This is a genomic window from Flavobacterium cryoconiti (genome assembly GCF_048158645.1).
Classification (GTDB): domain Bacteria; phylum Bacteroidota; class Bacteroidia; order Flavobacteriales; family Flavobacteriaceae; genus Flavobacterium; species Flavobacterium cryoconiti.
In genome coordinates this window covers 144,578-168,996 of sequence record NZ_JBLNKW010000006.1, presented here as the reverse complement: position 1 = coordinate 168,996, position 24,419 = coordinate 144,578, and the positions used below count along the sequence as shown (strand labels likewise).

At 34.7% G+C, this 24,419-nt stretch carries 36 protein-coding genes; 35 read left to right on the top strand and 1 reads right to left on the bottom strand.

From position 1 onward, the window contains the following. Window position 1: 1 nt before the first annotated feature. From fusA to carA, 31 genes are all read left to right on the top strand, one after another. Window positions 2-2,158: an elongation factor G gene (fusA, locus tag ACM55H_RS10495; protein ID WP_039110225.1), complete on the top strand. Its 2,157-nt coding sequence runs from the start codon at window positions 2-4 to the stop codon at window positions 2,156-2,158. Between the two features lie 11 nt (window positions 2,159-2,169). Next, window positions 2,170-2,475: a 30S ribosomal protein S10 gene (gene rpsJ / locus ACM55H_RS10490; protein ID WP_011963470.1), complete on the top strand. Its 306-nt coding sequence runs from the start codon at window positions 2,170-2,172 to the stop codon at window positions 2,473-2,475. Window positions 2,476-2,630: 155 nt separating this feature from the next. Continuing rightward, entirely contained in the window at window positions 2,631-3,248 is a 618-nt protein-coding gene (rplC, locus tag ACM55H_RS10485) for a 50S ribosomal protein L3 (protein ID WP_039110224.1), read from the top strand. Then, a complete protein-coding gene (gene rplD, locus ACM55H_RS10480; RefSeq protein WP_035668126.1) occupies window positions 3,248-3,877 on the top strand; it encodes a 50S ribosomal protein L4 in 630 nt (209 codons plus the stop codon). The genes rplC and rplD overlap by 1 nt, the downstream gene beginning before the upstream one ends. A gap of 6 nt (window positions 3,878-3,883) precedes the next feature. Continuing rightward, window positions 3,884-4,174, top strand: coding sequence for a 50S ribosomal protein L23 (gene rplW / locus ACM55H_RS10475; protein ID WP_104000023.1), 291 nt, complete (start codon window positions 3,884-3,886; stop codon window positions 4,172-4,174). A 6-nt stretch (window positions 4,175-4,180) separates the two neighbouring features. Continuing rightward, on the top strand, window positions 4,181-5,005 hold the full coding sequence (gene rplB, locus ACM55H_RS10470) for a 50S ribosomal protein L2 (RefSeq protein WP_035668122.1): 825 nt from the start codon (window positions 4,181-4,183) through the stop codon (window positions 5,003-5,005). Window positions 5,006-5,011: 6 nt separating this feature from the next. Next, entirely contained in the window at window positions 5,012-5,290 is a 279-nt protein-coding gene (rpsS, locus tag ACM55H_RS10465; RefSeq protein ID WP_007136562.1) for a 30S ribosomal protein S19, read from the top strand. Between the two features lie 6 nt (window positions 5,291-5,296). After that, entirely contained in the window at window positions 5,297-5,710 is a 414-nt protein-coding gene (gene rplV / locus ACM55H_RS10460) for a 50S ribosomal protein L22 (protein WP_035668120.1), read from the top strand. A gap of 5 nt (window positions 5,711-5,715) precedes the next feature. Further along, on the top strand, window positions 5,716-6,477 hold the full coding sequence (gene rpsC, locus ACM55H_RS10455; RefSeq protein WP_416836432.1) for a 30S ribosomal protein S3: 762 nt from the start codon (window positions 5,716-5,718) through the stop codon (window positions 6,475-6,477). A 19-nt stretch (window positions 6,478-6,496) separates the two neighbouring features. Further along, window positions 6,497-6,922: a 50S ribosomal protein L16 gene (rplP, locus tag ACM55H_RS10450; protein ID WP_007803637.1), complete on the top strand. Its 426-nt coding sequence runs from the start codon at window positions 6,497-6,499 to the stop codon at window positions 6,920-6,922. Between the two features lie 13 nt (window positions 6,923-6,935). After that, window positions 6,936-7,127, top strand: a complete 192-nt coding sequence (gene rpmC / locus ACM55H_RS10445) for a 50S ribosomal protein L29 (protein WP_035668115.1) — start codon at window positions 6,936-6,938, stop codon at window positions 7,125-7,127. 17 nt (window positions 7,128-7,144) lie between these two features. Further along, window positions 7,145-7,405 (top strand): 30S ribosomal protein S17, encoded by a 261-nt coding sequence (rpsQ, locus tag ACM55H_RS10440; RefSeq protein WP_039110222.1) that lies wholly within the window; start codon window positions 7,145-7,147, stop codon window positions 7,403-7,405. Between the two features lie 2 nt (window positions 7,406-7,407). Then, the gene (gene rplN / locus ACM55H_RS10435) at window positions 7,408-7,776 is read left to right on the top strand and encodes a 50S ribosomal protein L14 (RefSeq protein ID WP_026717863.1); all 369 of its coding nucleotides are present in this window, start codon (window positions 7,408-7,410) and stop codon (window positions 7,774-7,776) included. 11 nt (window positions 7,777-7,787) lie between these two features. Then, window positions 7,788-8,102 carry a 50S ribosomal protein L24 gene (gene rplX, locus ACM55H_RS10430; RefSeq protein ID WP_035668111.1) on the top strand — a complete coding sequence of 105 codons (315 nt, stop codon included), beginning with the start codon at window positions 7,788-7,790 and terminating at the stop codon, window positions 8,100-8,102. 2 nt (window positions 8,103-8,104) lie between these two features. Continuing rightward, window positions 8,105-8,656, top strand: coding sequence for a 50S ribosomal protein L5 (gene rplE / locus ACM55H_RS10425; protein ID WP_035668110.1), 552 nt, complete (start codon window positions 8,105-8,107; stop codon window positions 8,654-8,656). A gap of 3 nt (window positions 8,657-8,659) precedes the next feature. Then, on the top strand, window positions 8,660-8,929 hold the full coding sequence (gene rpsN, locus ACM55H_RS10420; RefSeq protein ID WP_007136553.1) for a 30S ribosomal protein S14: 270 nt from the start codon (window positions 8,660-8,662) through the stop codon (window positions 8,927-8,929). A gap of 123 nt (window positions 8,930-9,052) precedes the next feature. After that, window positions 9,053-9,451, top strand: coding sequence for a 30S ribosomal protein S8 (gene rpsH / locus ACM55H_RS10415; protein ID WP_039110221.1), 399 nt, complete (start codon window positions 9,053-9,055; stop codon window positions 9,449-9,451). Between the two features lie 18 nt (window positions 9,452-9,469). Then, the gene (gene rplF / locus ACM55H_RS10410; RefSeq protein WP_099713441.1) at window positions 9,470-10,012 is read left to right on the top strand and encodes a 50S ribosomal protein L6; all 543 of its coding nucleotides are present in this window, start codon (window positions 9,470-9,472) and stop codon (window positions 10,010-10,012) included. Between the two features lie 11 nt (window positions 10,013-10,023). Beyond that, the gene (rplR, locus tag ACM55H_RS10405; RefSeq protein ID WP_113636694.1) at window positions 10,024-10,374 is read left to right on the top strand and encodes a 50S ribosomal protein L18; all 351 of its coding nucleotides are present in this window, start codon (window positions 10,024-10,026) and stop codon (window positions 10,372-10,374) included. A 6-nt stretch (window positions 10,375-10,380) separates the two neighbouring features. After that, the gene (gene rpsE / locus ACM55H_RS10400; RefSeq protein WP_035668102.1) at window positions 10,381-10,908 is read left to right on the top strand and encodes a 30S ribosomal protein S5; all 528 of its coding nucleotides are present in this window, start codon (window positions 10,381-10,383) and stop codon (window positions 10,906-10,908) included. 12 nt (window positions 10,909-10,920) lie between these two features. Continuing rightward, a complete protein-coding gene (rpmD, locus tag ACM55H_RS10395; protein WP_035668100.1) occupies window positions 10,921-11,103 on the top strand; it encodes a 50S ribosomal protein L30 in 183 nt (60 codons plus the stop codon). Window positions 11,104-11,114: 11 nt separating this feature from the next. Continuing rightward, on the top strand, window positions 11,115-11,567 hold the full coding sequence (gene rplO, locus ACM55H_RS10390; protein WP_039110218.1) for a 50S ribosomal protein L15: 453 nt from the start codon (window positions 11,115-11,117) through the stop codon (window positions 11,565-11,567). Window positions 11,568-11,580: 13 nt separating this feature from the next. Continuing rightward, window positions 11,581-12,927, top strand: coding sequence for a preprotein translocase subunit SecY (secY, locus tag ACM55H_RS10385; RefSeq protein WP_039110217.1), 1,347 nt, complete (start codon window positions 11,581-11,583; stop codon window positions 12,925-12,927). Window positions 12,928-12,930: 3 nt separating this feature from the next. Continuing rightward, complete coding sequence (gene infA, locus ACM55H_RS10380) at window positions 12,931-13,146, top strand: translation initiation factor IF-1 (protein ID WP_007136545.1); 216 nt, start codon at window positions 12,931-12,933, stop codon at window positions 13,144-13,146. Window positions 13,147-13,158: 12 nt separating this feature from the next. Then, entirely contained in the window at window positions 13,159-13,275 is a 117-nt protein-coding gene (gene ykgO, locus ACM55H_RS10375) for a type B 50S ribosomal protein L36 (protein ID WP_008992256.1), read from the top strand. 2 nt (window positions 13,276-13,277) lie between these two features. Continuing rightward, window positions 13,278-13,652, top strand: a complete 375-nt coding sequence (gene rpsM / locus ACM55H_RS10370; RefSeq protein ID WP_039110216.1) for a 30S ribosomal protein S13 — start codon at window positions 13,278-13,280, stop codon at window positions 13,650-13,652. A gap of 8 nt (window positions 13,653-13,660) precedes the next feature. Further along, complete coding sequence (gene rpsK / locus ACM55H_RS10365) at window positions 13,661-14,044, top strand: 30S ribosomal protein S11 (protein ID WP_024981527.1); 384 nt, start codon at window positions 13,661-13,663, stop codon at window positions 14,042-14,044. Window positions 14,045-14,140: 96 nt separating this feature from the next. Continuing rightward, window positions 14,141-14,746, top strand: a complete 606-nt coding sequence (gene rpsD, locus ACM55H_RS10360; RefSeq protein ID WP_039110215.1) for a 30S ribosomal protein S4 — start codon at window positions 14,141-14,143, stop codon at window positions 14,744-14,746. 21 nt (window positions 14,747-14,767) lie between these two features. Beyond that, complete coding sequence (locus ACM55H_RS10355) at window positions 14,768-15,760, top strand: DNA-directed RNA polymerase subunit alpha (protein ID WP_039110214.1); 993 nt, start codon at window positions 14,768-14,770, stop codon at window positions 15,758-15,760. Between the two features lie 36 nt (window positions 15,761-15,796). Further along, complete coding sequence (gene rplQ / locus ACM55H_RS10350; RefSeq protein ID WP_035668085.1) at window positions 15,797-16,285, top strand: 50S ribosomal protein L17; 489 nt, start codon at window positions 15,797-15,799, stop codon at window positions 16,283-16,285. Between the two features lie 463 nt (window positions 16,286-16,748). After that, window positions 16,749-17,849 carry a glutamine-hydrolyzing carbamoyl-phosphate synthase small subunit gene (gene carA / locus ACM55H_RS10345; RefSeq protein WP_416836431.1) on the top strand — a complete coding sequence of 367 codons (1,101 nt, stop codon included), beginning with the start codon at window positions 16,749-16,751 and terminating at the stop codon, window positions 17,847-17,849. A 91-nt stretch (window positions 17,850-17,940) separates the two neighbouring features. Here carA and ACM55H_RS10340 read toward each other — a convergent pair whose 3' ends face one another. Continuing rightward, window positions 17,941-19,278 (bottom strand): erythromycin esterase family protein, encoded by a 1,338-nt coding sequence (locus ACM55H_RS10340; RefSeq protein WP_416836430.1) that lies wholly within the window; start codon window positions 19,276-19,278, stop codon window positions 17,941-17,943. A gap of 398 nt (window positions 19,279-19,676) precedes the next feature. Between ACM55H_RS10340 and eno the strand changes: the two genes are divergently transcribed. The 4 genes from eno to ctlX all read left to right on the top strand — a co-directional run bounded on the left by eno (window position 19,677) and on the right by ctlX (window position 24,366). Then, window positions 19,677-20,969, top strand: a complete 1,293-nt coding sequence (gene eno, locus ACM55H_RS10335) for a phosphopyruvate hydratase (protein ID WP_039110212.1) — start codon at window positions 19,677-19,679, stop codon at window positions 20,967-20,969. Window positions 20,970-21,126: 157 nt separating this feature from the next. After that, window positions 21,127-22,410, top strand: a complete 1,284-nt coding sequence (locus ACM55H_RS10330) for a citrate synthase (RefSeq protein WP_416836429.1) — start codon at window positions 21,127-21,129, stop codon at window positions 22,408-22,410. Window positions 22,411-22,475: 65 nt separating this feature from the next. Further along, the gene (locus tag ACM55H_RS10325; protein ID WP_416836428.1) at window positions 22,476-23,390 is read left to right on the top strand and encodes a dimethylarginine dimethylaminohydrolase family protein; all 915 of its coding nucleotides are present in this window, start codon (window positions 22,476-22,478) and stop codon (window positions 23,388-23,390) included. 40 nt (window positions 23,391-23,430) lie between these two features. After that, window positions 23,431-24,366 carry a citrulline utilization hydrolase CtlX gene (gene ctlX / locus ACM55H_RS10320; RefSeq protein WP_416836427.1) on the top strand — a complete coding sequence of 312 codons (936 nt, stop codon included), beginning with the start codon at window positions 23,431-23,433 and terminating at the stop codon, window positions 24,364-24,366. The last annotated feature ends 53 nt before the right edge of the window (window positions 24,367-24,419 follow it).

Sequence of the window (24,419 nt, the reverse complement as noted above, 5' to 3'; positions counted from 1 at the left end):
AATGGCTAGAGATCTTAAATATACAAGAAATATAGGAATTGCTGCTCACATTGATGCTGGTAAAACAACAACAACGGAGCGTATATTATTCTATACAGGAAAATCACACAAAATTGGTGAAGTGCACGATGGTGCTGCAACAATGGACTGGATGGCACAAGAGCAAGAAAGAGGTATTACAATTACTTCGGCAGCTACAACTTGTGAATGGAATTTTCCAACTACACAAGGTAAAGTATTACCTGAAACATTGCCTTATCACTTTAATATTATTGATACCCCAGGACACGTTGACTTTACAGTTGAAGTAAACCGTTCTTTGCGTGTACTTGATGGTTTGGTTTTCTTATTTAGTGCGGTTGATGGTGTTGAGCCGCAATCAGAAACTAACTGGAGATTGGCAGATCAATACCATGTACCGCGTATTGGTTTCGTTAATAAAATGGATAGACAAGGATCTAACTTTTTGATGGTATGTCAACAAGTAAGAGATATGTTAAAATCAAATGCAGTTGCAATCACTTTGCCAATTGGTGAAGAAAATGATTTCAAAGGTGTTGTAGATTTGGTTAAAAATCAAGCTATAGTATGGCATGAAGAAGGATTAGGGGCAACTTATGATATTGTGCCTATTCCAGAAGATATGCTTGAAGAGGTGAAAGAGTATAGATCGATTCTTATTGAAGCGGTAGCTGATTATGATGAGACTTTGCTTGAAAAATTCATGGAAGATGAAAACTCTATTACAGAGGAGGAAATCAATATTGCATTAAGAGCAGCTGTAATGGATATGGCTATCATCCCGATGATCGCTGGTTCTTCTTTTAAAAATAAAGGAGTTCAATTCATGCTTGATGCGGTATGTAAATATTTGCCATCTCCAATGGATAAAGCAGGTATCGAAGGGATTCATCCTGATGATGCTGATTTGTTAGAAGAAGATCAAACTAAAATATTGCGTAAGCCAGATGTTAAAGAGCCATTCGCTGCTTTAGCTTTTAAAATTGCTACTGACCCATTCGTAGGTCGTTTGGCATTTTTCCGTGCTTATTCAGGTCGTTTGGACGCAGGTTCTTACGTTTTGAATACACGTTCTGGAAACAAAGAAAGAATTTCTCGTATCTATCAAATGCACGCTAACAAGCAAAACCCAATCGAGTATATCGAAGCAGGTGATATTGGAGCGGCAGTTGGATTTAAAGATATTAAAACTGGAGATACATTGTGTGATGAAAAACACCCAATTATCCTAGAAAGTATGAAATTCCCAGCGCCAGTAATTGGTATTGCAATTGAGCCTAAAACTAAGGCTGACGTAGATAAAATGGGTATGGCTTTAGCTAAATTAGCTGAAGAGGATCCTACATTTACTGTTAGAACTGATGAGGCTTCGGGTCAAACTATTATCTCAGGTATGGGTGAGCTTCACTTAGATATCTTAGTTGATAGAATGAGACGTGAATTCAAAGTTGAAGTAAACCAAGGTGAGCCTCAAGTTGAATACAAAGAAGCTTTTACTAAGAAAGCACAACATAGAGAGACATACAAAAAACAATCTGGAGGTCGTGGTAAATTCGGTGATATCGTATTTATACTAGAGCCAGCAGATGAAGTTGACGGTAAGGCTCCGGTTGGATTGCAGTTTGTAAATGCAGTAAAAGGGGGTAACGTTCCTAAAGAATATATTCCATCTGTTGAAAAAGGTTTTAGAGAAGCTATGAAAACGGGTCCTTTAGCAGGATACCAAGTAGATAGTTTAAAAGTAACTTTATTAGACGGATCTTTCCATCCTGTGGATTCTGATGCACTTTCTTTTGAGCTTGCGGCAAGAATGGGATATAGAGAGGTAGCTAAAGCAGCTGGTGCTGTTATATTAGAGCCAATCATGAAAATGGAAGTGATTACACCAGAAGAAAACATGGGAGATATCGTAGGTGATATCAACCGTCGTAGAGGTCAGGTGAATGATATGGGTGATAGAGCTGGTGCTAAAACCATTAAGGCTGATGTGCCATTATCTGAAATGTTTGGATACGTAACTACGTTAAGAACACTTTCATCTGGTAGAGCAACATCTACTATGGAATTTTCACACTACTCTGAAACGCCTTCTAATATTTCAGAAGCAGTTATCAAAAAAGCAAAAGGAAACGCATAATCTTTAAGAAAATGAGTCAAAAAATCAGAATAAAATTAAAATCTTACGATCACATGTTGGTAGATAAGTCTGCTGAGAAGATTGTAAAAACGGTAAAAAGTACCGGTGCAGTTGTTACAGGACCAATTCCATTGCCAACTCACAAAAAACTTTTTACAGTTCTACGTTCTCCACACGTTAACAAAAAAGCGAGAGAGCAATTTGAGGTAATGTCATACAAGAGATTGATTGATATTTATTCATCTTCATCTAAAACTATTGATGCTTTAATGAAACTTGAATTGCCAAGTGGAGTTGAAGTTGAAATCAAAGTTTAAGTACTTTTAGAGTAAAAAGGGACGCTGTTTTTAATCGGAAAATATTTTTTTGGTTTGTGTGTAAATAAGTTATACTTTTGCACCACTTTAAAAAAATAGGATTCGGTTAAAAGCTGCGTTCTATATTTATATTTAATAATTAATAATTAATAATTATGTCTGGGTTAATTGGTAAAAAAATCGGCATGACTAGTATTTTCGACGAGAACGGGAAGAATATTCCTTGTACAGTAATCGAAGCTGGACCATGTGTTGTTACCCAAGTCAGAACCAAAGGTGTTGACGGGTACGAAGCGTTGCAACTTGGTTTCGATGACAAAAACGAGAAACATTCCACAAAAGCGGCTTTAGGTCACTTTAAAAAAGCGGGAACTGTTGCTAAGAAAAAAGTCGTTGAATTCCGAGATTTCGCAACTGAACAAAATTTAGGAGATCTTATAGATGTTTCTATTTTTCAAGAAGGAGAATTTGTAGATGTACAAGGTGTATCTAAAGGTAAAGGTTTTCAAGGGGTTGTAAAACGTCACGGTTTTGGTGGTGTTGGTCAAGCAACTCACGGTCAACACAACCGTTTAAGAGCGCCAGGTTCTGTAGGAGCTTCGTCTTATCCATCTAGAGTATTCAAAGGAATGCGTATGGCTGGAAGAATGGGAGGAGACAATGTAAAAGTTCAAAACCTTAGAGTTTTAAAAGTAGTTGCTGAAAAGAACCTACTTGTTATAAAAGGATGTGTTCCTGGATGTAACAACTCTTATGTAATCATTCAGAAGTAATGGAAGCAAAAGTATTAGATTTCAACGGAAAAGATACTGGAAGAAAAGTTCAACTTTCTGATTCAGTATTTGGTATAGAACCAAACAATCACGCAGTATATCTTGATGTAAAGCAATATCTTGCTAATCAAAGACAAGGAACGCACAAAGCTAAAGAAAGAGCTGAAGTTGCGGGAAGTACTCGTAAGATTAAAAAACAAAAAGGAACTGGTACTGCTCGTGCGGGTAGTGCAAAGAATCCATTGTTTAAAGGTGGTGGAACAGTTTTCGGACCAAGACCAAGAAGTTATTCATTCAAATTGAATAAAAGCTTGAAACGTTTGGCAAGAAAATCTGCTTTCTCAATTAAAGCAAAAGAGTCGAACATTATCGTTCTTGAAGACTTTAATTTTGAAACACCAAACACTAAAAATTTCATCAACGTTTTGAAAGCTTTAGAGTTAGAAAATAAAAAGTCCCTGTTTGTCTTGGGTGATACAAATAAAAATGTATATTTGTCGTCACGCAATTTAAAAGGCTCTAGCGTAGTAAGTAGCTTAGAATTAAGTACTTACGCTATATTAAACGCTAATAATTTAGTGCTTTTAGAGAGTTCTTTGGAGATAATTGAAGAAAATTTAAGTAAATAATAGGATATGAGCATCATAATTAAGCCTATAGTAACGGAAAAAGTAACCAAAGAAAGTGAAGTTTTAAACCGCTTCGGATTTGTTGTTGACAAAAAAGCGAACAAAGTACAAATTAAGAAAGCTGTTGAAGCTGCTTATGGAGTAACTGTTTTGAGTGTTAACACAATGAACGTAAGGCCGGATAGAACTACTAAATACACTAAAAGTGGTTTAATCAGTGGAAAGACTAATGCAATTAAAAAAGCAATTGTTCAAGTACAAGAAGGAGAAACAATTGATTTTTACAACAATATCTAAGATAAAATGTCAGTAAGAAAATTAAAACCTATTACCCCAGGTCAGCGATTTAGAGTTGTGAATGGTTATGACGCCATTACAACTGATAAGCCGGAACGCTCTTTGATAGCGCCGATAAAAAACTCTGGTGGTAGAAATAGTCAAGGAAAGATGACCATGCGTTATACGGGTGGTGGTCACAAGCAGAGATATCGTATCATTGATTTTAAACGTACAAAAGAAGGAATTCCTGCGACGGTTAAGTCAATTGAATATGATCCAAATCGTACTGCTTTTATCGCTTTGTTAGCTTATGCTGATGGAGAGAAAACGTATGTTATTGCTCAAAACGGATTGAAAGTTGGTCAAAAATTAGTTTCTGGTCCAGAATCTCAACCTGAAATTGGTAATACTTTACCTTTAAGTAGAGTTCCACTTGGAACTGTAATTTCTTGTATCGAATTGAGACCAGGTCAAGGAGCGGTAATCGCTCGTTCTGCTGGAACATTTGCTCAATTAATGGCAAGAGATGGAAAATATGCTACAATTAAAATGCCTTCTGGTGAAACAAGATTAATCTTGTTGACATGTTCGGCTACAATTGGAGCGGTTTCTAATTCAGATCACCAATTAGTTGTATCAGGAAAAGCTGGTAGAACAAGATGGTTAGGAAGAAGACCTAGAACAAGACCTGTTGCAATGAACCCTGTCGATCACCCAATGGGTGGTGGTGAAGGACGTTCTTCTGGTGGACATCCACGTTCAAGAAATGGAATACCAGCTAAAGGTTATAGAACTCGTTCTAAGAAAAACCCGAGTAACAAGTATATCGTAGAACGTAGAAAGAAATAATAAGATATGGCACGTTCATTAAAAAAAGGACCTTTCGTTCATTATAAGTTAGACAAGAAAGTTCAGGAAAACATTGCAGGTGGAAATAAAGGAGTGGTTAAGACATGGTCTAGAGCTTCTATGATTACTCCAGACTTTGTTGGACAAACTATCGCAGTTCATAACGGTCGTCAATTTGTACCAGTTTACGTAACAGAAAACATGGTAGGTCACAAATTAGGAGAATTTTCACCAACTAGATCTTTTAGAGGTCATGCTGGAGCAAAAAATAAAGGTAAAAAATAAGAAGCAATGGGAGTTCGTAAAAGAGAAACAGCAGACGCAAGAAAAGAGGCTAACAAGTCTTTGGCCTTCGCAAAGTTAAATAACTGCCCTACTTCACCTAGAAAAATGCGCTTAGTAGCAGATCTAGTAAGAGGTCAGAAGGTAGAAAGAGCACTAAACATCTTAAGATTCAGTTCTAAAGAAGCTTCAAGAAAATTAGAAAAATTGGTTTTATCTGTAATTGCCAACTGGCAAGCAAAAAACCCTGAAGCTAATATGGAAGAAGCTGGTTTATTTGTTAAGGAAATCCGTGTAGATGGTGGAATGATGTTGAAAAGACTTCGTCCAGCTCCACAAGGAAGAGCACACAGAATTAGAAAACGTTCTAACCACGTAACAATCGTGCTTGGAGCTATCAATAACACACAAAGCAATTCTTAAGCAGCATGGGACAAAAGACAAATCCAATTGGAAATAGACTTGGTATCATCAGAGGATGGGACTCAAACTGGTATGGTGGAAATGATTACGGTGATAAACTTGCCGAAGATCACAAAATCAGAAAGTATATCCATGCTCGTTTATCAAAAGCTAGTGTATCGAAAGTAATCATCGAGAGAACTTTAAAACTTGTAACCGTTACTATCACTACTGCCAGACCTGGTATCATTATCGGAAAAGGTGGACAAGAGGTAGACAAGTTGAAAGAAGAACTTAAGAAAATTACTGACAAAGAGGTTCAAATCAACATCTTTGAAATTAAAAGACCTGAACTTGACGCGTATCTAGTTGCTACAAGCATCTGTCGTCAAATCGAAAGCAGAATTTCTTACAGACGTGCTATTAAAATGGCAATCGCAGCCTCTATGCGTATGAACGCTGAAGGAATTAAAGTTCTGATTTCTGGTCGTTTGAATGGTGCTGAAATGGCACGTTCAGAAGGTTTCAAAGAAGGTAGAATTCCTCTATCAACTTTCAGAGCTGATATTGATTATGCTTTGGCTGAAGCTCATACTACTTATGGTAGAATGGGAATCAAAGTGTGGATCATGAAAGGTGAAGTTTATGGAAAGAGAGATCTTTCCCCGCTTGCAGGAATGGATAAAAAACAATCCGGAACTGGTGGTGGTAAAGGTGGCGAATCTCCTAGAGGAGACAGAAAGCCTTTTAATAAAGGTGGAAAACCAGACGCTCGTAAAAGAAAGTAAATTTTTAAACTAAAGAAAAATGTTACAGCCTAAAAGAACAAAATACCGTAAGGTACAAAAGGGTAAAATGAAAGGAAATTCTCAAAGAGGACATGAACTTTCTAATGGAATGTTTGGTATTAAATCTGTACATGAAGATGGAATGTTCTTAACCTCTCGTCAAATCGAGGCTGCGCGTATCGCTGCAACTCGTTTTATGAAAAGAGAAGGACAATTATGGATCAAAATATTTCCAGACAAACCAATTACTAAGAAACCTCTTGAGGTACGTATGGGTAAAGGTAAAGGTGCAGTTGAGTATTGGGCTGCCGTTGTTAAACCCGGAAGAATTATGTTTGAAGTTGGAGGAGTACCTTTGTCAGTTGCAAAAGAGGCGTTACGTCTTGCAGCTCAAAAGCTTCCAGTAAAAACTAAATTCGTTGTTGCTAGAGATTTCGAAGCATAATTAATTAGATATTATGAAACAATCAGAAATAAAAGATCTTTCTGCAGCGGAGTTGCAAGAAAAACTTAGCCAGACTAAGAAGGCATATGCCGACCTAAAAATGGCTCACGCTATTTCTCCAATTGAGAACCCACTTCAAATTAGAAGTGTAAGAAGAACAGTTGCAAGATTAGCTACAGAACTTACTAAAAGAGAGTTACAATAACTGTATTCTGCTGAAAGATGGAAGAAAAAAGAAATTTAAGAAAAGAAAGAGTTGGTGTTGTTACTTCGGACAAAATGGATAAATCTATTGTTGTTGCGGAAGTGCGTAAAGTTAAACACCCATTATACGGTAAGTTCGTGTTGAAAACTAAAAAGTATCACGCACACGACGAAAAGAACGACTGCAACATTGGAGATACTGTAAGGATCAGCGAAACGCGTCCTATGAGTAAAACAAAATGTTGGAGGTTAGTTGAAATCCTAGAAAGAGCTAAATAATTATGGTACAACAAGAATCAAGACTAAAAGTAGCAGATAACACTGGAGCAAAGGAAGTTTTAACTATCCGTGTTTTAGGAGGTACCAAAAGAAGGTATGCCTCTGTTGGTGACAAGATTGTAGTTTCTATCAAAGATACTGCTCCTAACGGAAGCGTTAAAAAAGGAGCTGTTTCAACTGCAGTTGTTGTACGTACCAAAAAAGAAGTAAGAAGAGCCGATGGTTCATACATCAGATTCGATGATAACGCATGTGTGTTATTGAATGCTGCTGGTGAAATGAGAGGAACTCGTGTTTTTGGTCCGGTAGCAAGAGAACTTCGTGAAAAACAATTCATGAAAATTGTATCATTAGCACCAGAAGTGCTTTAATTCGTTTTAAGATGATAAAGCTAAAAATAAAATCAGGTGACATCGTAAGAGTAATTGCTGGAGACCATAAAGGTGCTGAAGGTAAAGTATTACGTGTGTACCGTGAGAAAAACAAAGCGATTGTTGAAGGTGTAAACATGGTTTCAAAACATACGAAACCTAGTGCAAAAAGCCCTCAAGGTGGTATCGTAAAGAAAGAAGCTTCTATACAAATATCTAATATTTCTTTAATTGATCCTAAAACTAAGGAAACAACTAGAGTTGGTATTAGAGTAGAAGGAGATAAGAAAGTAAGATTTTCAAAAAAATCTAATCAAGTACTATAGTAATGGCGTATATACCTAGACTAAAAGAAGAATATAAGAGCAGAGTAATTGCTGCTCTTAAAGAGGAATTCGGATACGTAAACGTAATGCAAGTTCCAAAATTGGAAAAAATCGTTTTAAGTAAAGGAGTTGGTGCAGCTGTATCTGATAAAAAACTAATTGACTATGCAGTTGATGAGTTAACAAAGATCACTGGACAGAAAGCAGTATCTACAATTTCAAAGAAAGACGTTGCGTCATTCAAATTGAGAAAAGGGATGCCTATTGGAGCAAAAGTTACTTTGCGTGGAGAAAAAATGTATGAGTTTTTAGATAGACTTATTACTTCAGCTTTGCCACGTGTAAGAGATTTCAGTGGTATTAAAGCTACTGGATTTGACGGAAGAGGAAATTATAACCTTGGAGTTTTGGAGCAAATCATTTTCCCAGAAATTGATATTGATAAAGTAAACAAAATTTCAGGAATGGACATCTCTTTTGTAACTAGTGCAAAAACAGATAAAGAAGCAAAGTCTCTATTGACAGAATTAGGATTACCTTTTAAAAAGAATTAAGACATGGCTAAAGAATCAATGAAAGCCCGCGAGGTTAAGAGAGAAAAAACAGTAGCTAAGTATGCTGAGAAAAGAAAAGCTTTGTTAGAAGCTGGAGATTTCGTAGGTTTGCAAAAGTTACCAAAAAATGCTTCACCAGTTCGTTTGCACAATCGTTGTAAATTAACAGGTAGACCAAGAGGGTATATGCGTCAATTCGGTCTTTCACGTGTTACATTTCGTGAAATGGCAAATAACGGATTGATACCTGGTGTTAAAAAAGCATCTTGGTAAGACGTAATTTATTGCGTCCTGATACAGACTTAACTTACGTTTAGTCTGTATCATAAACATTTATAAATTGGTTTCAGGTTCGGCAAATAGTTTGTTGAAAACCAAAACCGCAAATTAATACACATGTATACAGATCCTATTGCAGATTACTTGACAAGAGTTCGTAACGCTGTGGCTGCAAACCACAAAGTTGTTGAAATTCCTGCATCTAATCTAAAAAAAGAAATAACTAAGATCTTATTTGATCAAGGTTATATCTTGAGTTACAAATTTGAAGACAACGCTGTACAGGGTTCAATCAAAATTGCTTTGAAGTATGATAAAGATACTAAAGAGTCAGTAATTAAAGATATCCAAAGAATTAGTAAACCAGGTTTACGTAAGTATTCAGGTTCTTCATCTATTCCAAGAATCCTTAACGGATTAGGAATTGCTATTGTTTCTACATCAAAAGGTTTGATGACAGGAAAGAAAGCCAGACAGTTAAATGTTGGTGGTGAAGTAATTTGTTACGTTTACTAATCATTAAAATAGTAGAAGATGTCAAGAATAGGTAAAAATCCGGTTGTAATCCCTGCTGGTGTAACTGTTGAAGTTGCAAATGGTATTATTACAGTAAAAGGAAAAAATGGTCAACTAACTCAGGAGTTTTCGGACGTTACTGTTACGGTTGAAGACGGTCAAGTTCAAGTTGATAGATCGTCTGATCACAAAGACCAAAGAGCAAAACATGGTTTATATAGATCTTTAATCAATAACATGATTATTGGTGTGAACGAAGGTTTTACAAAATCTTTAGAATTGGTAGGAGTTGGTTATAGAGCTTCAAATCAAGGACAAAAGTTAGATTTAGCTCTTGGATATTCTCACAATATTGTTTTAGAAATTGCTCCAGAAGTAACTTTAGAAACGATATCTGAAAAGGGTAAAAACCCAATTGTAAAATTAACATCATTTGACAAACAACTTTTAGGTCAGGTAGCTGCGAAAATCAGAGGTTTCCGTAAGCCAGAGCCGTATAAAGGAAAAGGTGTTAAATTTGTAGGTGAAGTATTAAGAAGAAAAGCAGGTAAATCAGCTTAAAAAATAAGATTATGTCATTAACAAAACCTGAAAGAAGACAAAGAATTAGATTCAGAATTAGAAAAACAATTAGTGGTACTGCTACTAATCCAAGACTATCTGTATTTAGAAGTAACAAAGAAATTTACGCTCAACTTATTGATGATGTAAACGGAGTTACTATATTGGCAGCTTCTTCAAGAGAAAAAGAAATAGGTAACGGTACGAACATTGAAGTGGCTACAGCAGTTGGAAAACTAGTTGCTGAGAAAGCTTTAAAAGCTGGGATAGACGTAGTAACTTTCGATAGAGGAGGTTATTTATATCACGGTCGTATTAAATCATTAGCGGAAGGCGCAAGAGCGGCTGGACTTAAATTCTAATATAGTATGTCTAATAGTAAATACAAGAATGTAGAGTTAGTAAAACCAAGTGGTCTTGAATTGAAAGATCGTTTGGTAAGTGTAAATCGTGTTACTAAGGTTACAAAGGGAGGTAGAGCTTTTGGTTTTTCTGCTATTGTAGTCGTAGGTGATGAAAATGGAGTGGTTGGACACGGATTAGGAAAATCTAAAGACGTTTCTGAAGCAATTGCGAAAGCAGTAGAAGATGCTAAGAAAAATTTAGTAAAAATTCCTTTGAATGGTCAATCAGTTCCTCACGAACAAAAAGGTAAATTTGGTGGTGCACGTGTATTCTTAATTCCTGCCTCTCATGGTACAGGAGTTATTGCTGGTGGAGCTGTTCGTTCAGTTCTTGAATCAGTAGGAATTCATGATGTATTATCTAAATCACAAGGATCATCAAATCCTCACAACGTAGTTAAGGCAACTTTTGATGCTTTATTGCAAATGAGAAGTGCTTATACTGTTGCAAAACAAAGAGGCGTTTCTTTAGAAAAAGTTTTTAAAGGTTAATTCAAGGAAATTATGGCTAAATTATTAGTAAAACAAGTTAGAAGCAAAATCAACTGTCCTCTTACTCAAAAGAGAGGATTAGAAGCTTTAGGTCTACGTAAAATGGGACAAGTTGTAGAGCATGATTCAAATCCTACAATCCTTGGGATGATAAATAAAGTTAAACACTTAGTTTCTGTTGAAGAAACTAAATAACAAATACTGTTATGAATTTAAGTAACTTACAACCTGCTGAAGGTTCTACACACAATCAAAATAAAAGATTAGGTAGAGGAGAAGGTTCTGGAAAAGGTGGTACTTCTGCAAGAGGTCACAAAGGAGCAAAATCTCGTTCTGGTTATTCTAAAAAGATTGGTTTTGAAGGTGGTCAAATGCCACTTCAAAGACGTGTGCCTAAGTTTGGTTTCACAAACATCAATCGTAAAGAATACGAAGGTGTTAATCTTGATACACTTCAATTATTAGTAGATAATGGTGTGATAACAGATTCTGTTGATATGACAGTTTATGTTGCTAATCGTTTAGCTACTAAAAATGAAATCGTTAAGATTTTAGGAAGAGGAGAATTGACAGCGAAATTAAAAGTAACCGCTCACAAATTTACTGCTACTGCAAAAGCTGCTATTGAAGCTGCTGGTGGAGAAGCTGTAACAATATAATTTTTCTATTAAGATGAAGAAATTTATTGAATCATTAAGTAATGTTTGGAAAATTGAGGAACTGAAAAATAGAATCCTAATCACCTTAGGTCTTCTTTTAGTTTATCGTTTTGGAGCACACGTTACACTTCCTGGAATTGATGCAACTCAATTAAATAGTTTAGCTGGGCAAACCAAAAATGGTATTGGATCTATTCTAGACATGTTTACAGGAGGTGCTTTCTCTAAAGCTTCAGTTTTTGCTTTAGGTATAATGCCATATATTTCTGCATCTATTGTTGTTCAGTTAATGGGAATTGCGATTCCATATTTACAAAAACTTCAAAATGACGGAGAAAGTGGTAGAAAGAAGATTAATCAAATTACCCGTTGGCTAACAATAGGTATTACTTTGGTTCAGGGTCCAACATACATTTATAATTTGTATAGAACTTTGCCTAGTAGTGCATTTTTGTTAGGATTTAATTCATTTGAATTCTTATTTTCTTCAGTAATAATCTTAGTTACTGGTACAATATTTGCCATGTGGTTAGGAGAAAAAATTACTGACAAAGGTATTGGTAACGGTATATCATTGTTGATTATGGTTGGTATCTTGGCTAGATTGCCTCAGGCATTTATTCAAGAATTTACAACTAGAGTTACTAATAATAACGGTGGACCAATGTTATTGGTTATTGAAATTATCATTTGGTTATTAGTTATTATTGCTTGTGTATTGCTTGTTATGGCTGTTCGTAAAATACCTGTTCAGTATGCTCGTCGTACTTCTTCAGGGGATTATGAACAAGATTTAATGGGTGGTAATAGACAATGGATTCCATTGAAGCTTAATGCTTCTGGAGTTATGCCTATCATCTTTGCTCAAGCAATTATGTTTATTCCTGCAGCAGTGGCAGGTTTATCTAAATCAGATGCATCACAATCAATTGTTGGCGCTTTTAGTAATATGTTTGGATTTTGGTATAATTTTGTTTTTGCAACTTTAATTGTTGTATTTACTTTCTTTTATACTGCAATTACAGTTCCTACTAATAAAATGTCTGATGATTTAAAGAGAAGTGGTGGTTTTATTCCTGGTGTTAGACCTGGAGTAGAAACTTCTGATTTTCTTGACAAAGTGATGTCTTTAATAACTTTTCCAGGATCTTTATTTCTTGCTTTGATAGCTGTGTTCCCAGCAATTGTTGTGAGTCTTATGGATGTTCAACAATCTTGGGCAATGTTTTTTGGAGGTACTTCATTAATAATTATGGTTGGTGTTGCCATAGATACAATTCAACAAATCAATTCATACTTGTTAAACAAACATTATGACGGTTTAATGAAGAGTGGTAAAAATAGAAAAGCAGTAGCTTAACTTATGGCAAAACAATCAGCAATAGAACAAGACGGTTCAATCATTGAAGCATTATCAAATGCTATGTTCCGTGTAGAGTTAGAAAATGGACATATTGTAATCGCCCATATATCTGGAAAAATGCGTATGCATTACATCAAATTATTACCTGGTGATAAAGTGAAACTAGAAATGAGCCCTTACGATTTGTCAAAAGCAAGAATTACTTATAGATATTAAAGGATATTCAAAATGAAAGTTAGAGCTTCAGTAAAAAAGAGAAGTCCCGAGTGCAAAATTGTGCGAAGAAAAGGGAGATTGTACGTAATAAACAAAAAGAATCCTAGATTTAAACAAAGACAAGGATAATTATGGCAAGAATAGCAGGGGTAGATATCCCAAAAAATAAGAGAGGTGTTATAGCACTTACCTATATCTTCGGATTAGGAAGCAGTAGAGCTATTGAGATTTTAGAAAAAGCTCAAGTTAGCCAAGATAAAAAAGTTCAAGACTGGAATGATGATGAGATCGGAGCAATTCGTGAAGCAGTATCAGCTTTCAAAATTGAAGGAGAATTACGTTCTGAAGTTTCTTTAAACATCAAACGTTTAATGGATATTGGATGTTATAGAGGTATCCGTCATAGAACTGGTCTTCCATTAAGAGGACAAAGAACTAAAAACAACTCTAGAACAAGAAAAGGTAAGAGAAAAACTGTTGCCAACAAGAAAAAAGCAACTAAATAATAAGTAATATGGCTAAAGCAACTGCAAAAAAACGTAAAGTTATCGTTGAATCAACGGGAGAAGCTCATATTTCTGCTACTTTTAACAATATCATCATTTCTTTGACTAACAAAAAAGGTGAAGTTATTTCTTGGTCTTCAGCTGGTAAAATGGGTTTTAGAGGTTCTAAAAAGAACACTCCATACGCAGCCCAAATGGCAGCAGAAGATTGTAGTAAAGTAGCTCTTGAAGCTGGACTTAAAAAAGTAAAAGTTTATGTAAAAGGACCAGGGAACGGACGTGAGTCTGCTATCCGTTCTTTGCATAACGGTGGAATCGAAGTGACTGAGATTATCGATGTTACTCCAATGCCTCATAATGGATGTCGTCCTCCTAAAAGACGTAGAGTTTAATACTCAAAAAAATATATTTATAGTATAACATAGGTAGAATATAGATTATCGGAGGATATGACCTGAATTCATAATCTCTACCTTAAATTTTTTAAAATGGCAAGATATACTGGTCCAAAAACCAAAATCGCTCGTAAATTTGGCGAAGCAATTTTCGGAGACGATAAAGCTTTCGAAAAAAGAAATTATCCACCTGGACAACACGGGATGGCTAAAAAAAGAGGAAAAAAATCTGAATATGCTGTCCAGTTAATGGAAAAGCAAAAAGCTAAATATTCTTACGGAATATTAGAAAAACAATTCAGAAACTTATTCGAAAAAGCATCAGCAACTAAAGGTGTTACTGGTGAAGTTCTTTTACAATTATGTGAAGCAAGATTAGACAACGTTGTTTTTAGAATGGGTATTGCTCCTTCTAGACGGGGTGCTCGTCAAATCGTATCACACAGACATGTTACTGTAAACGGAGAAAATGTAAATATTCCTTCTTACCACTTGAAACCAGGTGATGTAGTTGGAGTTCGAGAAAAATCTAAATCATTAGAAGCTATCGAACGTTCTTTATCAAATTCAAGTCATGTTTATGAATGGATTACTTGGAATAACGAAACTAAATCAGGTACTTTTGTTACTGTTCCTGCTAGACTTCAAATTCCAGAAAACATCAAAGAACAATTAATCGTAGAGTTGTACAACAAATAATAATTGACTTAGTCGAAATTTATGGCAATATTTAATTTTCAGAAGCCCGATAAAGTTATCATGATCGATTCAACCGATTTTGAAGGTAAATTTGAATTTAGACCTTTAGAACCTGGTTACGGATTGACTGTTGGTAATGCACTTAGAAGAGTTTTGCTTTCAGCATTAGAAGGTTATGCAATTACATCTGTTCGCATTGAAGGTGTAGATCATGAGTTTTCTACTATTTCAGGAGTTGTTGAGGACGTTACCGAAATTATTCTTAATCTTAAACAAGTACGTTTCAAACGTCAAATTGAAGATATAGATAATGAATCAGTTACTATTTCTGTTTCAGGTAAAGATCAATTGACAGCTGGTGATTTTCAAAAATTTATTTCAGGTTTTCAAGTTTTGAATCCAGAACTAGTTATCTGTAATTTAGATAGTAAAATCAAACTTAATTTCGATTTAACTATCGAAAAAGGTAGAGGATATGTTCCTGCTGAAGAGAACAAAAAACAGAATGCTGCAATTGGAACTATTTTTACAGATTCAATTTTTACTCCGGTAAAAAATGTAAAATATGCGATTGAAAACTTCCGTGTAGAGCAAAAAACAGATTACGAAAAATTAGTTTTTGAAATAAAAACTGATGGATCAATCAATCCAAAAGATGCTCTTACTGAAGCTGCAAAAGTTTTAATTCACCATTTCATGTTGTTCTCTGACGAAAGAATTACACTCGAGGCTGACGAAATTGCACAAACAGAATCTTATGATGAAGAGTCATTACATATGAGACAATTGCTTAAAACTAAGCTTGTTGATATGGATCTTTCTGTTAGAGCATTAAATTGTTTGAAAGCGGCTGAAGTTGATACACTTGGTGATTTAGTATCGTTCAATAAAAATGACCTAATGAAATTCCGTAATTTTGGTAAAAAATCTTTAACTGAACTTGATGAGCTTGTTGCAGTTAAAAATTTAAACTTCGGTATGGATTTAGCAAAATACAAACTAGATAAAGAATAATCTAATCCGCCTTGGCGGATTAAATTTCATAAAGCAATGAGACACGGAAAAAAATTCAATCACTTAAGCAGACAGACTGCGCATAGAAAATCTATGTTAGCTAATATGGCTTGTTCTCTTATCGAGCACAAACGTATTAACACTACTGTTGCTAAAGCAAAAGCGCTTAAACAATTTGTTGAGCCTTTAATAACAAAATCAAAAGAAGATACGACTCACAATCGTCGTATCGTTTTTGCTTACTTACGTAGCAAATACGCTGTAACTGACTTGTTCAGAGACGTAGCTGCTAAAGTAGGAGACCGTCCAGGTGGATACACTCGTATCATTAAAGTTGGAAATCGTTTAGGAGATAATGCTGATATGGCAATGATCGAATTAGTAGATTTCAATGAACTTTACAATGGTGGTAAAAAAGAAGTTAAAAAAGCAAAAAGCCGTCGTGGTGGTAAAGCTAAGAAAGCTGATGAAGCTACTGAAGCTCCAGTTGCTGAAACTGAAACAACTACAGACACTGCTGAATAATTATGAAAATAATCATTCTATAAAAATCAAGGATAAGCTAATACTAGTTTATCCTTTTTTTTTGTTTTTTTTAATTTCAGGAGCACAACATTATATGTTTAGAGGAATTTTTGACCTGCTTTTCGCTATATCGTTTTCTTGTTTTCTTTCTTCGTTCGAATGACAAGAAAAAGGATACCGCTTCAAACGAAGTTCACTGAACTCCTATGAAAAATATAGGCTAAGTGAAGAGACCAGGGCTAATTTGGAACGTTTGTTTTATAAGAAGTTTCAAAAAGATACGATCGAGAGTTCAAAAGCTATATTTTTTAGATGTAATGGTGCTTTATGTTTTAAAATATAAATTTTAAAAAACATTGCATCCATTGTTTTAAAGAATTAAATTTGCACAATATTTAACTACACATGAAACGAGTTTTTTCGAGTTACATGAGACTATTAAAAAAATAATAGAAACTAAAGAATGAAATATACAACACGACAAAAAGCAATTCTTCTATTAAGTGACGGAACCATATTCCATGGTAAATCTATTGGAATCAGTGGAACTACTTTTGGGGAAGTTTGTTTTAACACAGGAATGACAGGTTACCAAGAAATATTTACTGACCCTTCTTATTTTGGTCAATTAATGGTAGCCACTAATGCCCATATTGGGAACTACGGAGTAAATGATTCAGAAGTTGAATCAAAAAGTATTAAAATTGCTGGTTTAGTTTGTAAAAACTTTAGCTTTAATTATTCTCGCGAAGGTGCTTCAGGGAGTTTAGAAGACTATTTTATAAAACAAAACCTTATCTGTATCTCTGATGTAGACACACGTGCTCTGGTAAGCTACATACGTGACAATGGTGCTATGAATGCTGTAATTTGTACAGATGAAACACCAATCGAAGAACTAAAAATCGCATTGGCAAAAGTGCCAGACATGAAAGGCTTAGAACTAGCTTCTAAAGTTTCTACTACAGAGCCTTACTTTTTTGGTGATGAGAATGCTACCTATAAAATTTCTGCGCTTGACTTAGGAATTAAAACGAATATCCTTCGTAACCTTGCTAAAAGAGATTGCTATATCAAAGTATTCCCTTTTAATTCATCTTATCAAGATTTAGCTGCATTTAATCCAGATGGGTATTTTTTATCTAATGGACCTGGAGATCCAGAACCTCTTTCTGGAGCTATTCAAGTTGCAAAAGAAATTCTTGAAAACGACAAACCTTTATTCGGAATCTGTCTTGGGCACCAAGTAATTGGTTTGGCAAATGGAATTTCAACTTATAAAATGTTTAACGGCCACAGAGGAATAAACCATCCAGTGAAAAATATCATTACTGGAAAAGGAGAAATCACTTCTCAAAATCATGGATTTGCCGTTAATAAAGAAGAGTTGGACAATCATCCTGACTTGGAAATCACACATCTTCACTTAAACGATGGAACAGTTGCAGGCATGCGTATGAAAAACAAAAATTGTTTCTCTGTTCAATACCATCCAGAAGCTAGTCCGGGACCGCATGATTCATCTTATTTATTCGATCAATTTATTGAAAACATAAAAGGCTAAAATTGGAATAGCATTCAATATTGCTTTGAGATTTAAAAAAGGGTTTAACTTAATTAAAAGTCAAACCCTTTTTTTGTTGAATGATGTAAACTTACATGCCGAAAGGATAGGTTTCAGGAATTTCGTGTCCGTCCGGTTGAATATGTATTGGATGTAATGTGCTTGTTTCGTCAAGAAAAATAAAGGCATCGTATCTTTCTGGTAGTATTGTTGGAACGTAATTTCCGAATCTTTCATGCTCTGGATTATAAACTACCCCGATTGCACGATGTCCTATATAAGATGAAATACATTTTTCGTTTTTTATTTTATTCAGTAATAGTAATTTATTTTTTCCGTCACCTGCAAGATGAAAAGTATGCTCCCAACTTCCTGCAACAGCTTCCGGAACTGTTATTTTTCGCATCGAATCGCCCCATTCCCGTCCGGCAACCACGCTTCCTTTGTACGATCCGAATCCTACGGCAACCACGCCATCACTCAAATGTTGCTCTCGTAGCAGCTGTCCTACATTTACCATGCCTTGGGATGCCATTTCTGTAGCACGCGCGTCACCAATGTGTGTGTTGTGTTCCCAAACTATTATTTTTGCCTGCTTTCCATGGAATTTCATAAGCCGTTCTATAGTGGAAACCATGTGTTCATCACGAATATTCCAGGATGCACCTCCTCTTTTTATCATGGCACGATAATATTTTTCGGCATTTCTGGCAATGAATGCGTTTTGTTCCGTGCTTAAAACATTTTCCGGATCATGATTGTAGTTGGGGACATTTTTTATTATTTCCGTCAGCAGGTGCAAGATTTCCTTTTCACATAATTCCGGTACGAATGAAGAGGCTCTGGCGTAAGTTTGGCCTTCATCTCTGTTGTAAGGCTCAAAGCATTTCATGGCTGTTTTTGCAACTACCAGTGCTTTAGGATCATTCTTTTCTAAATAGAGAATGATTGAGTTCATTGATTCTCTAAAACTGTATACATCTAAACCATAAAATCCTATTCTCTTATCTGCGGATAGATCTTCGTTATAAATCTTGAGCCAATCTATGAATGCTGCAGTTTCCCAATTTGCCCACATCCATGTAGGCCATCTTTTAAATTCGTTCATGACGCTGTAGATATCTTTTCCGGAATCTAAATATCCTTTTGCATACCGATTCACACGATAGCAATCGGGCCAATCGCCTTCGACTCCTACAAAAGAAAAGCCTTTTTCTTTTATTAGTCGTTGTGTGATTTTAGCTCTCCAGGTATAGTATTCGTGTGTTCCATGTGAGGCTTCGCCCAAAAGGACATATTTAGCGTCTCCGATAGAATCGATTAATGGATCTAAATCTGTTGTATTTTCCAATGGAGAAGATGTTTTGTTCAATAATTCTACAATTTCACTAGAATTGATTAAATTGTTACGGTTTTTTAAAGTTTCCATTACATTTTTACTTTTTTAATTCATAGATTGAATTATCAAAATTTCTAATTAAAAATTTTTCGATATAAAGAGTTTTTTTGGCTTTTTAAAAATGAATATAAAGTTAGGTTATATTGTTGATAATCAGGTGTTTTTTATTAATTTATTCGTTAAAATTAATTTATTTTAGTTTAAAATTTGCATTGCTAATTTTTGGTCAAAGTGATGCAGATTTGTTTGTTTTTATTTTAATGGAATGGAAAAAAATAACAGATAATGTAAAAATAAATTCTTAAAATAGCTTAAATGTTTTGTTTGTGAAAAAATTATAACGTTTTCGTTAATAACATTCATTATTTTCATTAAATCATTACAAAAGATAGAATATATTTGTATTTTAAAATTTAAATTTTAGTATTATGAGTATAATTATCAAAATTCACGCAAGACAAATTTTCGATTCAAGAGGAAATCCTACGATTGAAGTAGATGTAATCACAGACAATGGTGTTTTAGGAAGAGCTGCTGTTCCATCTGGAGCTTCAACTGGAGAGCATGAAGCCGTTGAATTACGTGATGGAGGAAAAGCTTTTCTTGGAAAAGGAGTTTTGAATGCTGTGAAAAATGTTAATACCATTATTTCTGAAGAACTTGTAGGAGTTTCAGTTTTCGAACAAAATGTTATTGATCAAATGATGATTGATTTAGATGGTACTCCAAATAAATCTAACTTAGGGGCAAATGCAATTTTAGGTGTTTCTCTTGCTGTAGCAAAAGCTGCTGCTAATGAATTAGGTTTGCCTTTATACAGATACGTAGGTGGTGTTTCTGCGAATACATTGCCTGTTCCAATGATGAATATCATCAATGGAGGTTCACATTCTGATGCGCCTATCGCATTTCAAGAATTTATGATTTTCCCAGTGAAAGCAACATCTTTTTCACATGCAATGCAAATGGGAACTGAAATTTTTCATAGTTTGAAAAAAGTTTTACACGATAGAGGTCTTTCAACTGCAGTAGGTGATGAAGGTGGTTTTGCACCAAATCTTCCTGGAGGAACTGAAGATGCTTTAGATACGATTAAAAAAGCAGTTGAAACTGCAGGTTATACTTTTGGAGATGAAATCATGATTGCTTTAGATTGTGCTTCTGCTGAGTTTTATGTAAATGGAAAATACGATTATTCTAAGTTTGAAGGTGAAACCGGTAAGATTAGATCTTCTGCTGAACAAGTAGATTATTTAGCTGAACTAGTTTCTAAATATCCAATTATTTCTATAGAAGATGGAATGGATGAGAATGACTGGGATGGATGGAAATTGCTTACGGATAAAATTGGGGATAAAGTGCAATTAGTTGGAGATGATTTATTCGTTACAAATGTGGAGCGTTTGTCAACTGGTATTGAAAAAGGAATTGCAAATTCTATTCTTGTAAAAGTAAACCAAATTGGAACTTTGACTGAGACTATTGCAGCAGTTAACATGGCTAAAAATGCAGGGTATACTTCAGTAATGTCACACCGTTCAGGAGAGACAGAAGACAATACAATTGCAGATTTAGCGGTAGCTTTAAATTGTGGTCAAATTAAAACAGGTTCAGCTTCTCGTTCTGATCGTATGGCTAAATACAACCAATTATTAAGAATTGAGGAAGAATTAGGAAATACAGCTTATTTTCCTGGTTTAAATGCTTTCAAAATAAAATAATTTTAGAATATTTTTTCTAGAAAAGCCATTCATGTAAAATGAATGGCTTTTTTTTTGACTTTTAACAATTTCATTGTCTTATTCATTTTTTAATTAATTTGAAATTCCCTAGATTTGGTAAATTATTTATTTTAAAAGTTTTATTTCCAAATATATTATGTCAAAAACAGCAACATTAGAAATAGATGGCAAAAAGTTTGAACTTCCTATCGTTATAGGAACTGAAAATGAAGTGGCTATCGATATTAACAAATTACGTGATTTGTCGGGTGCAATAACTATTGATCCGGGTTATAAAAATTCAGGTTCTTGTACAAGCGAAATTACTTTCCTTGATGGAGAGCTTGGAATTTTGCGTTATAGAGGATATTCAATAGAAGATTTAGCTGAAAAGGCAGATTTTTTAGAAGTTTCTTATCTTTTAATTTTTGGAGAATTGCCAACTAAAGCCCAGTTGGAGCAATTTGAAAATGATATTAGAAAATATACTTTGGTGAACGAGGAAATGAAAAATATCATTGACGGTTTCCCAAAAACAGCTCATCCAATGGGTGTTTTAGCTGCTTTGACAAGTGCTTTGACAGCATTTAATCCAAAGTCAGTGAATGTAGAAAATGAAAAAGAGATGTATGAAGCAGTTTGCAAAACCATGGGTAAATTCTTGGTAATTGCAACTTGGACTTACAGAAAAAGCATGGGTTATCCTTTGAATTATTATGACAATACAAAAGGATATGTAGAGAATTTCATGCGTTTAATGTTTGAATTGCCGACAGAGCCTTATAAAGCAAGTCCAGTAGTTATTGATGCATTAGATCGATTGTTTATTCTTCATGCGGATCATGAGCAAAATTGTTCTACTTCAACAGTTAGAATGGTAGGTTCTTCTCATGCTGGATTATTTGCTTCAATATCTGCAGGAGTTTCTGCACTTTGGGGGCCATTACATGGTGGAGCTAATCAAGCAGTACTTGAAATGCTGGAAGAAATTCATAAAAATGGTGGTGACGCTGAAAAATACATAGCTAAAGCAAAAGATAAAAATGATCCTTTCCGTTTGATGGGATTTGGTCACAGAGTATATAAAAATTTCGATCCAAGAGCGAAAATTATTAAAAAAGCAGCTAACGAAGTTTTAGCAACTTTAGGAGTTGAAGATCCAATTCTTGCAATTGCTAAGAAACTGGAAGAATCGGCTTTAGTAGACGAGTATTTTGTATCAAGAAAATTATATCCAAATGTAGATTTCTATTCTGGAATTATTTACAGAGCATTAGGAATTCCTACTGATATGTTTACTGTAATGTTTGCTATAGGTCGTTTACCGGGTTGGATTGCACAATGGAAAGAAATGCGAGAAAATAAAGAACCTATTGGAAGACCAAGACAAGTATATACTGGTAGTCCTTTGAGAGACTTTGTGCCATCTGAGAAAAGATAAATTTCAATTCAAAAAGCTTCACTAATTTGTGAAGCTTTTTTTATATTTGCCAAAATTGAAAATAGATGCTAGAATTAAATATAAAGAATGAAACTTCAAGATTAAGAACTGTAGTTTTAGGTTCTGCGATTAATAACGGACCAACTCCAAGACCAGAGGAGGCATATGATCCGAAGTCATTAGAACATATTTTAGCAGGTACTTATCCACTAGAACAGGAAATGGTAAATGAAATGGACGCCTTTAATAAAGTGCTCGAAAAATACAATGTGATTGTTTTTCGTCCAGAAATGATAGCCAATTACAATCAAATTTTCACTAGAGACATTGGTTTTGTTATAGATGATATTTTTATTAAATCTAATATATTACCTGATAGAGAACGAGAGTTAGATGCGATACAATATGTTATTGATCAAATTGATCCAAAAAAAGTCGTTCGCCCTCCAGAAGAAGTGCACATTGAAGGAGGAGATGTAATTTTGTGGAAAGAGTACATATTTATCGGAACTTATAAGGGGAGTGATTACAAGGATTATATTACCGCAAGAACAAACGTACAAGGGGTTAAATATATCAAAGACTTATTTCCAAATAAAATTATTAAAGAGTTTGATTTGGTGAAGTCAAAAATTGAAGCCCGTGATAATGCTTTGCATTTAGACTGTTGTTTTCAACCTGTTGGGGATGATAAAGGAATTATTTACAAAAGCGGATTCCGTGAAGAAGCAGATTATTTATTTCTTGTAAATCTTTTTGGAAAAGAAAACTTGTTTCATATTACAAGAGACGAAATGTATACTATGAATTCTAATGTTTTTTCAATAGATACTAATGTTGTAGTTTCTGAAAAAAACTTTACCAGATTAAACAATTGGTTACGTGCCAATGGGTTTGTTGTTGAAGAAATTCCATATGCAGAAATTGCAAAACAAGAAGGTTTATTGCGATGTTCTACCTTACCTTTAATAAGAGACTAATTTCAATGTAACGTCTCTAGGAAATAAAAAAAATAAAAAAATGAAACAGACAACAAATTCTATATTGATGATTCGTCCGATAGCGTTTCGAATGAATGAACAAACAGCAGTAAACAATTATTACCAAAAAGTATTAGACGGACTTTTGCCGGCAACGGTAAATGCTAAAGCGCAACAAGAATTTGATGCTTTTGTTGCTAAATTAAAAGCTGTTGGTGTAGATGTTACTGTTGTAGATGATACTTTAAATCCGGATACTCCAGATAGCATTTTTCCAAACAATTGGGTTTCTTTTCATGAGAATGGCGATGTTGCGTTATATCCTATGTTTGCTGAAAATCGCCGTCAGGAACGTCGTGAAGATATTTTAGATATTCTGGAAGATAAAGGATTTGTAATCAATAATATAATGGATTATACATCGGCTGAGGAAGATGGGTTTTTCTTGGAAGGAACTGGAAGTTTACTTCTGGACAGAGCTAATGGGAAAGCCTATTGCGCTTTATCTCCTAGAGCAGATGAGGAATTATTTATAGAATTTTGTGAAGATTTTGATTATGCACCAGTAATTTTTGAGGCTTTTCAAACTGTAAATTCGGAGCGAAAGCTGATTTATCATACGAATGTAATGATGTGCTTGGGAGAAACTTTTGCGGTGATTTGTTCTGATTGTATTGATGATAAAAAAGAACGCAAAATGGTTTTGGATAACCTAAAAGAAAACGGAAAAGAAATCATTCTGATAACTGAAGCTCAAGTGAATAATTTTGCGGGTAATATGCTTGAAGTTCGTGGGTCAAATGATAAAAGATATTTGGTGATGAGTGCAGCTGCGCACCAAAGTTTAACTCCAAAACAAATTGAACAGCTAGAAAAACACGCTGAAATTTTAAGTTCAAGTTTAGATACTGTCGAAGCTTGTGGCGGTGGAAGTGCCAGATGTATGATGGCGGAGATTTTCTTGCCTAGAAATTAATTCAAACTAACTCTGATAAGATTAAGGTTCTTAATCTTATCAGAGTTAGTTTG

Bases quoted from the DNA above. Each gene is read 5' to 3' on its own strand.
- rpsK (WP_024981527.1), top strand. From the start codon at position 13,661: ATGGCTAAAGCAACTGCAAAAAAACGTAAAGTTATCGTTGAATCAACG.
- ykgO (WP_008992256.1), top strand. From the start codon at position 13,159: ATGAAAGTTAGAGCTTCAGTAAAAAAGAGAAGTCCCGAGTGCAAAATT.
- ctlX (WP_416836427.1), top strand. From the start codon at position 23,431: ATGAAACAGACAACAAATTCTATATTGATGATTCGTCCGATAGCGTTT.
- ACM55H_RS10325 (WP_416836428.1), top strand. From the start codon at position 22,476: ATGCTAGAATTAAATATAAAGAATGAAACTTCAAGATTAAGAACTGTA.
- eno (WP_039110212.1), top strand. From the start codon at position 19,677: ATGAGTATAATTATCAAAATTCACGCAAGACAAATTTTCGATTCAAGA.
- rpmC (WP_035668115.1), top strand. From the start codon at position 6,936: ATGAAACAATCAGAAATAAAAGATCTTTCTGCAGCGGAGTTGCAAGAA.
- rplW (WP_104000023.1), top strand. From the start codon at position 3,884: ATGAGCATCATAATTAAGCCTATAGTAACGGAAAAAGTAACCAAAGAA.
- infA (WP_007136545.1), top strand. From the start codon at position 12,931: ATGGCAAAACAATCAGCAATAGAACAAGACGGTTCAATCATTGAAGCA.
- rpsM (WP_039110216.1), top strand. From the start codon at position 13,278: ATGGCAAGAATAGCAGGGGTAGATATCCCAAAAAATAAGAGAGGTGTT.
- rplN (WP_026717863.1), top strand. From the start codon at position 7,408: ATGGTACAACAAGAATCAAGACTAAAAGTAGCAGATAACACTGGAGCA.
- rpsE (WP_035668102.1), top strand. From the start codon at position 10,381: ATGTCTAATAGTAAATACAAGAATGTAGAGTTAGTAAAACCAAGTGGT.
- ACM55H_RS10355 (WP_039110214.1), top strand. From the start codon at position 14,768: ATGGCAATATTTAATTTTCAGAAGCCCGATAAAGTTATCATGATCGAT.
- rpsN (WP_007136553.1), top strand. From the start codon at position 8,660: ATGGCTAAAGAATCAATGAAAGCCCGCGAGGTTAAGAGAGAAAAAACA.
- ACM55H_RS10340 (WP_416836430.1), bottom strand. From the start codon at position 19,278: ATGGAAACTTTAAAAAACCGTAACAATTTAATCAATTCTAGTGAAATT.
- rpsH (WP_039110221.1), top strand. From the start codon at position 9,053: ATGTATACAGATCCTATTGCAGATTACTTGACAAGAGTTCGTAACGCT.
- carA (WP_416836431.1), top strand. From the start codon at position 16,749: ATGAAATATACAACACGACAAAAAGCAATTCTTCTATTAAGTGACGGA.
- rplO (WP_039110218.1), top strand. From the start codon at position 11,115: ATGAATTTAAGTAACTTACAACCTGCTGAAGGTTCTACACACAATCAA.
- rpsQ (WP_039110222.1), top strand. From the start codon at position 7,145: ATGGAAGAAAAAAGAAATTTAAGAAAAGAAAGAGTTGGTGTTGTTACT.
- secY (WP_039110217.1), top strand. From the start codon at position 11,581: ATGAAGAAATTTATTGAATCATTAAGTAATGTTTGGAAAATTGAGGAA.
- fusA (WP_039110225.1), top strand. From the start codon at position 2: ATGGCTAGAGATCTTAAATATACAAGAAATATAGGAATTGCTGCTCAC.
- rpmD (WP_035668100.1), top strand. From the start codon at position 10,921: ATGGCTAAATTATTAGTAAAACAAGTTAGAAGCAAAATCAACTGTCCT.
- rpsS (WP_007136562.1), top strand. From the start codon at position 5,012: ATGGCACGTTCATTAAAAAAAGGACCTTTCGTTCATTATAAGTTAGAC.
- rplD (WP_035668126.1), top strand. From the start codon at position 3,248: ATGGAAGCAAAAGTATTAGATTTCAACGGAAAAGATACTGGAAGAAAA.
- rplB (WP_035668122.1), top strand. From the start codon at position 4,181: ATGTCAGTAAGAAAATTAAAACCTATTACCCCAGGTCAGCGATTTAGA.
- rplV (WP_035668120.1), top strand. From the start codon at position 5,297: ATGGGAGTTCGTAAAAGAGAAACAGCAGACGCAAGAAAAGAGGCTAAC.
- rplE (WP_035668110.1), top strand. From the start codon at position 8,105: ATGGCGTATATACCTAGACTAAAAGAAGAATATAAGAGCAGAGTAATT.
- rplX (WP_035668111.1), top strand. From the start codon at position 7,788: ATGATAAAGCTAAAAATAAAATCAGGTGACATCGTAAGAGTAATTGCT.
- rplP (WP_007803637.1), top strand. From the start codon at position 6,497: ATGTTACAGCCTAAAAGAACAAAATACCGTAAGGTACAAAAGGGTAAA.
- rplF (WP_099713441.1), top strand. From the start codon at position 9,470: ATGTCAAGAATAGGTAAAAATCCGGTTGTAATCCCTGCTGGTGTAACT.
- rpsC (WP_416836432.1), top strand. From the start codon at position 5,716: ATGGGACAAAAGACAAATCCAATTGGAAATAGACTTGGTATCATCAGA.
- rplR (WP_113636694.1), top strand. From the start codon at position 10,024: ATGTCATTAACAAAACCTGAAAGAAGACAAAGAATTAGATTCAGAATT.
- ACM55H_RS10330 (WP_416836429.1), top strand. From the start codon at position 21,127: ATGTCAAAAACAGCAACATTAGAAATAGATGGCAAAAAGTTTGAACTT.
- rpsD (WP_039110215.1), top strand. From the start codon at position 14,141: ATGGCAAGATATACTGGTCCAAAAACCAAAATCGCTCGTAAATTTGGC.
- rplC (WP_039110224.1), top strand. From the start codon at position 2,631: ATGTCTGGGTTAATTGGTAAAAAAATCGGCATGACTAGTATTTTCGAC.
- rpsJ (WP_011963470.1), top strand. From the start codon at position 2,170: ATGAGTCAAAAAATCAGAATAAAATTAAAATCTTACGATCACATGTTG.
- rplQ (WP_035668085.1), top strand. From the start codon at position 15,797: ATGAGACACGGAAAAAAATTCAATCACTTAAGCAGACAGACTGCGCAT.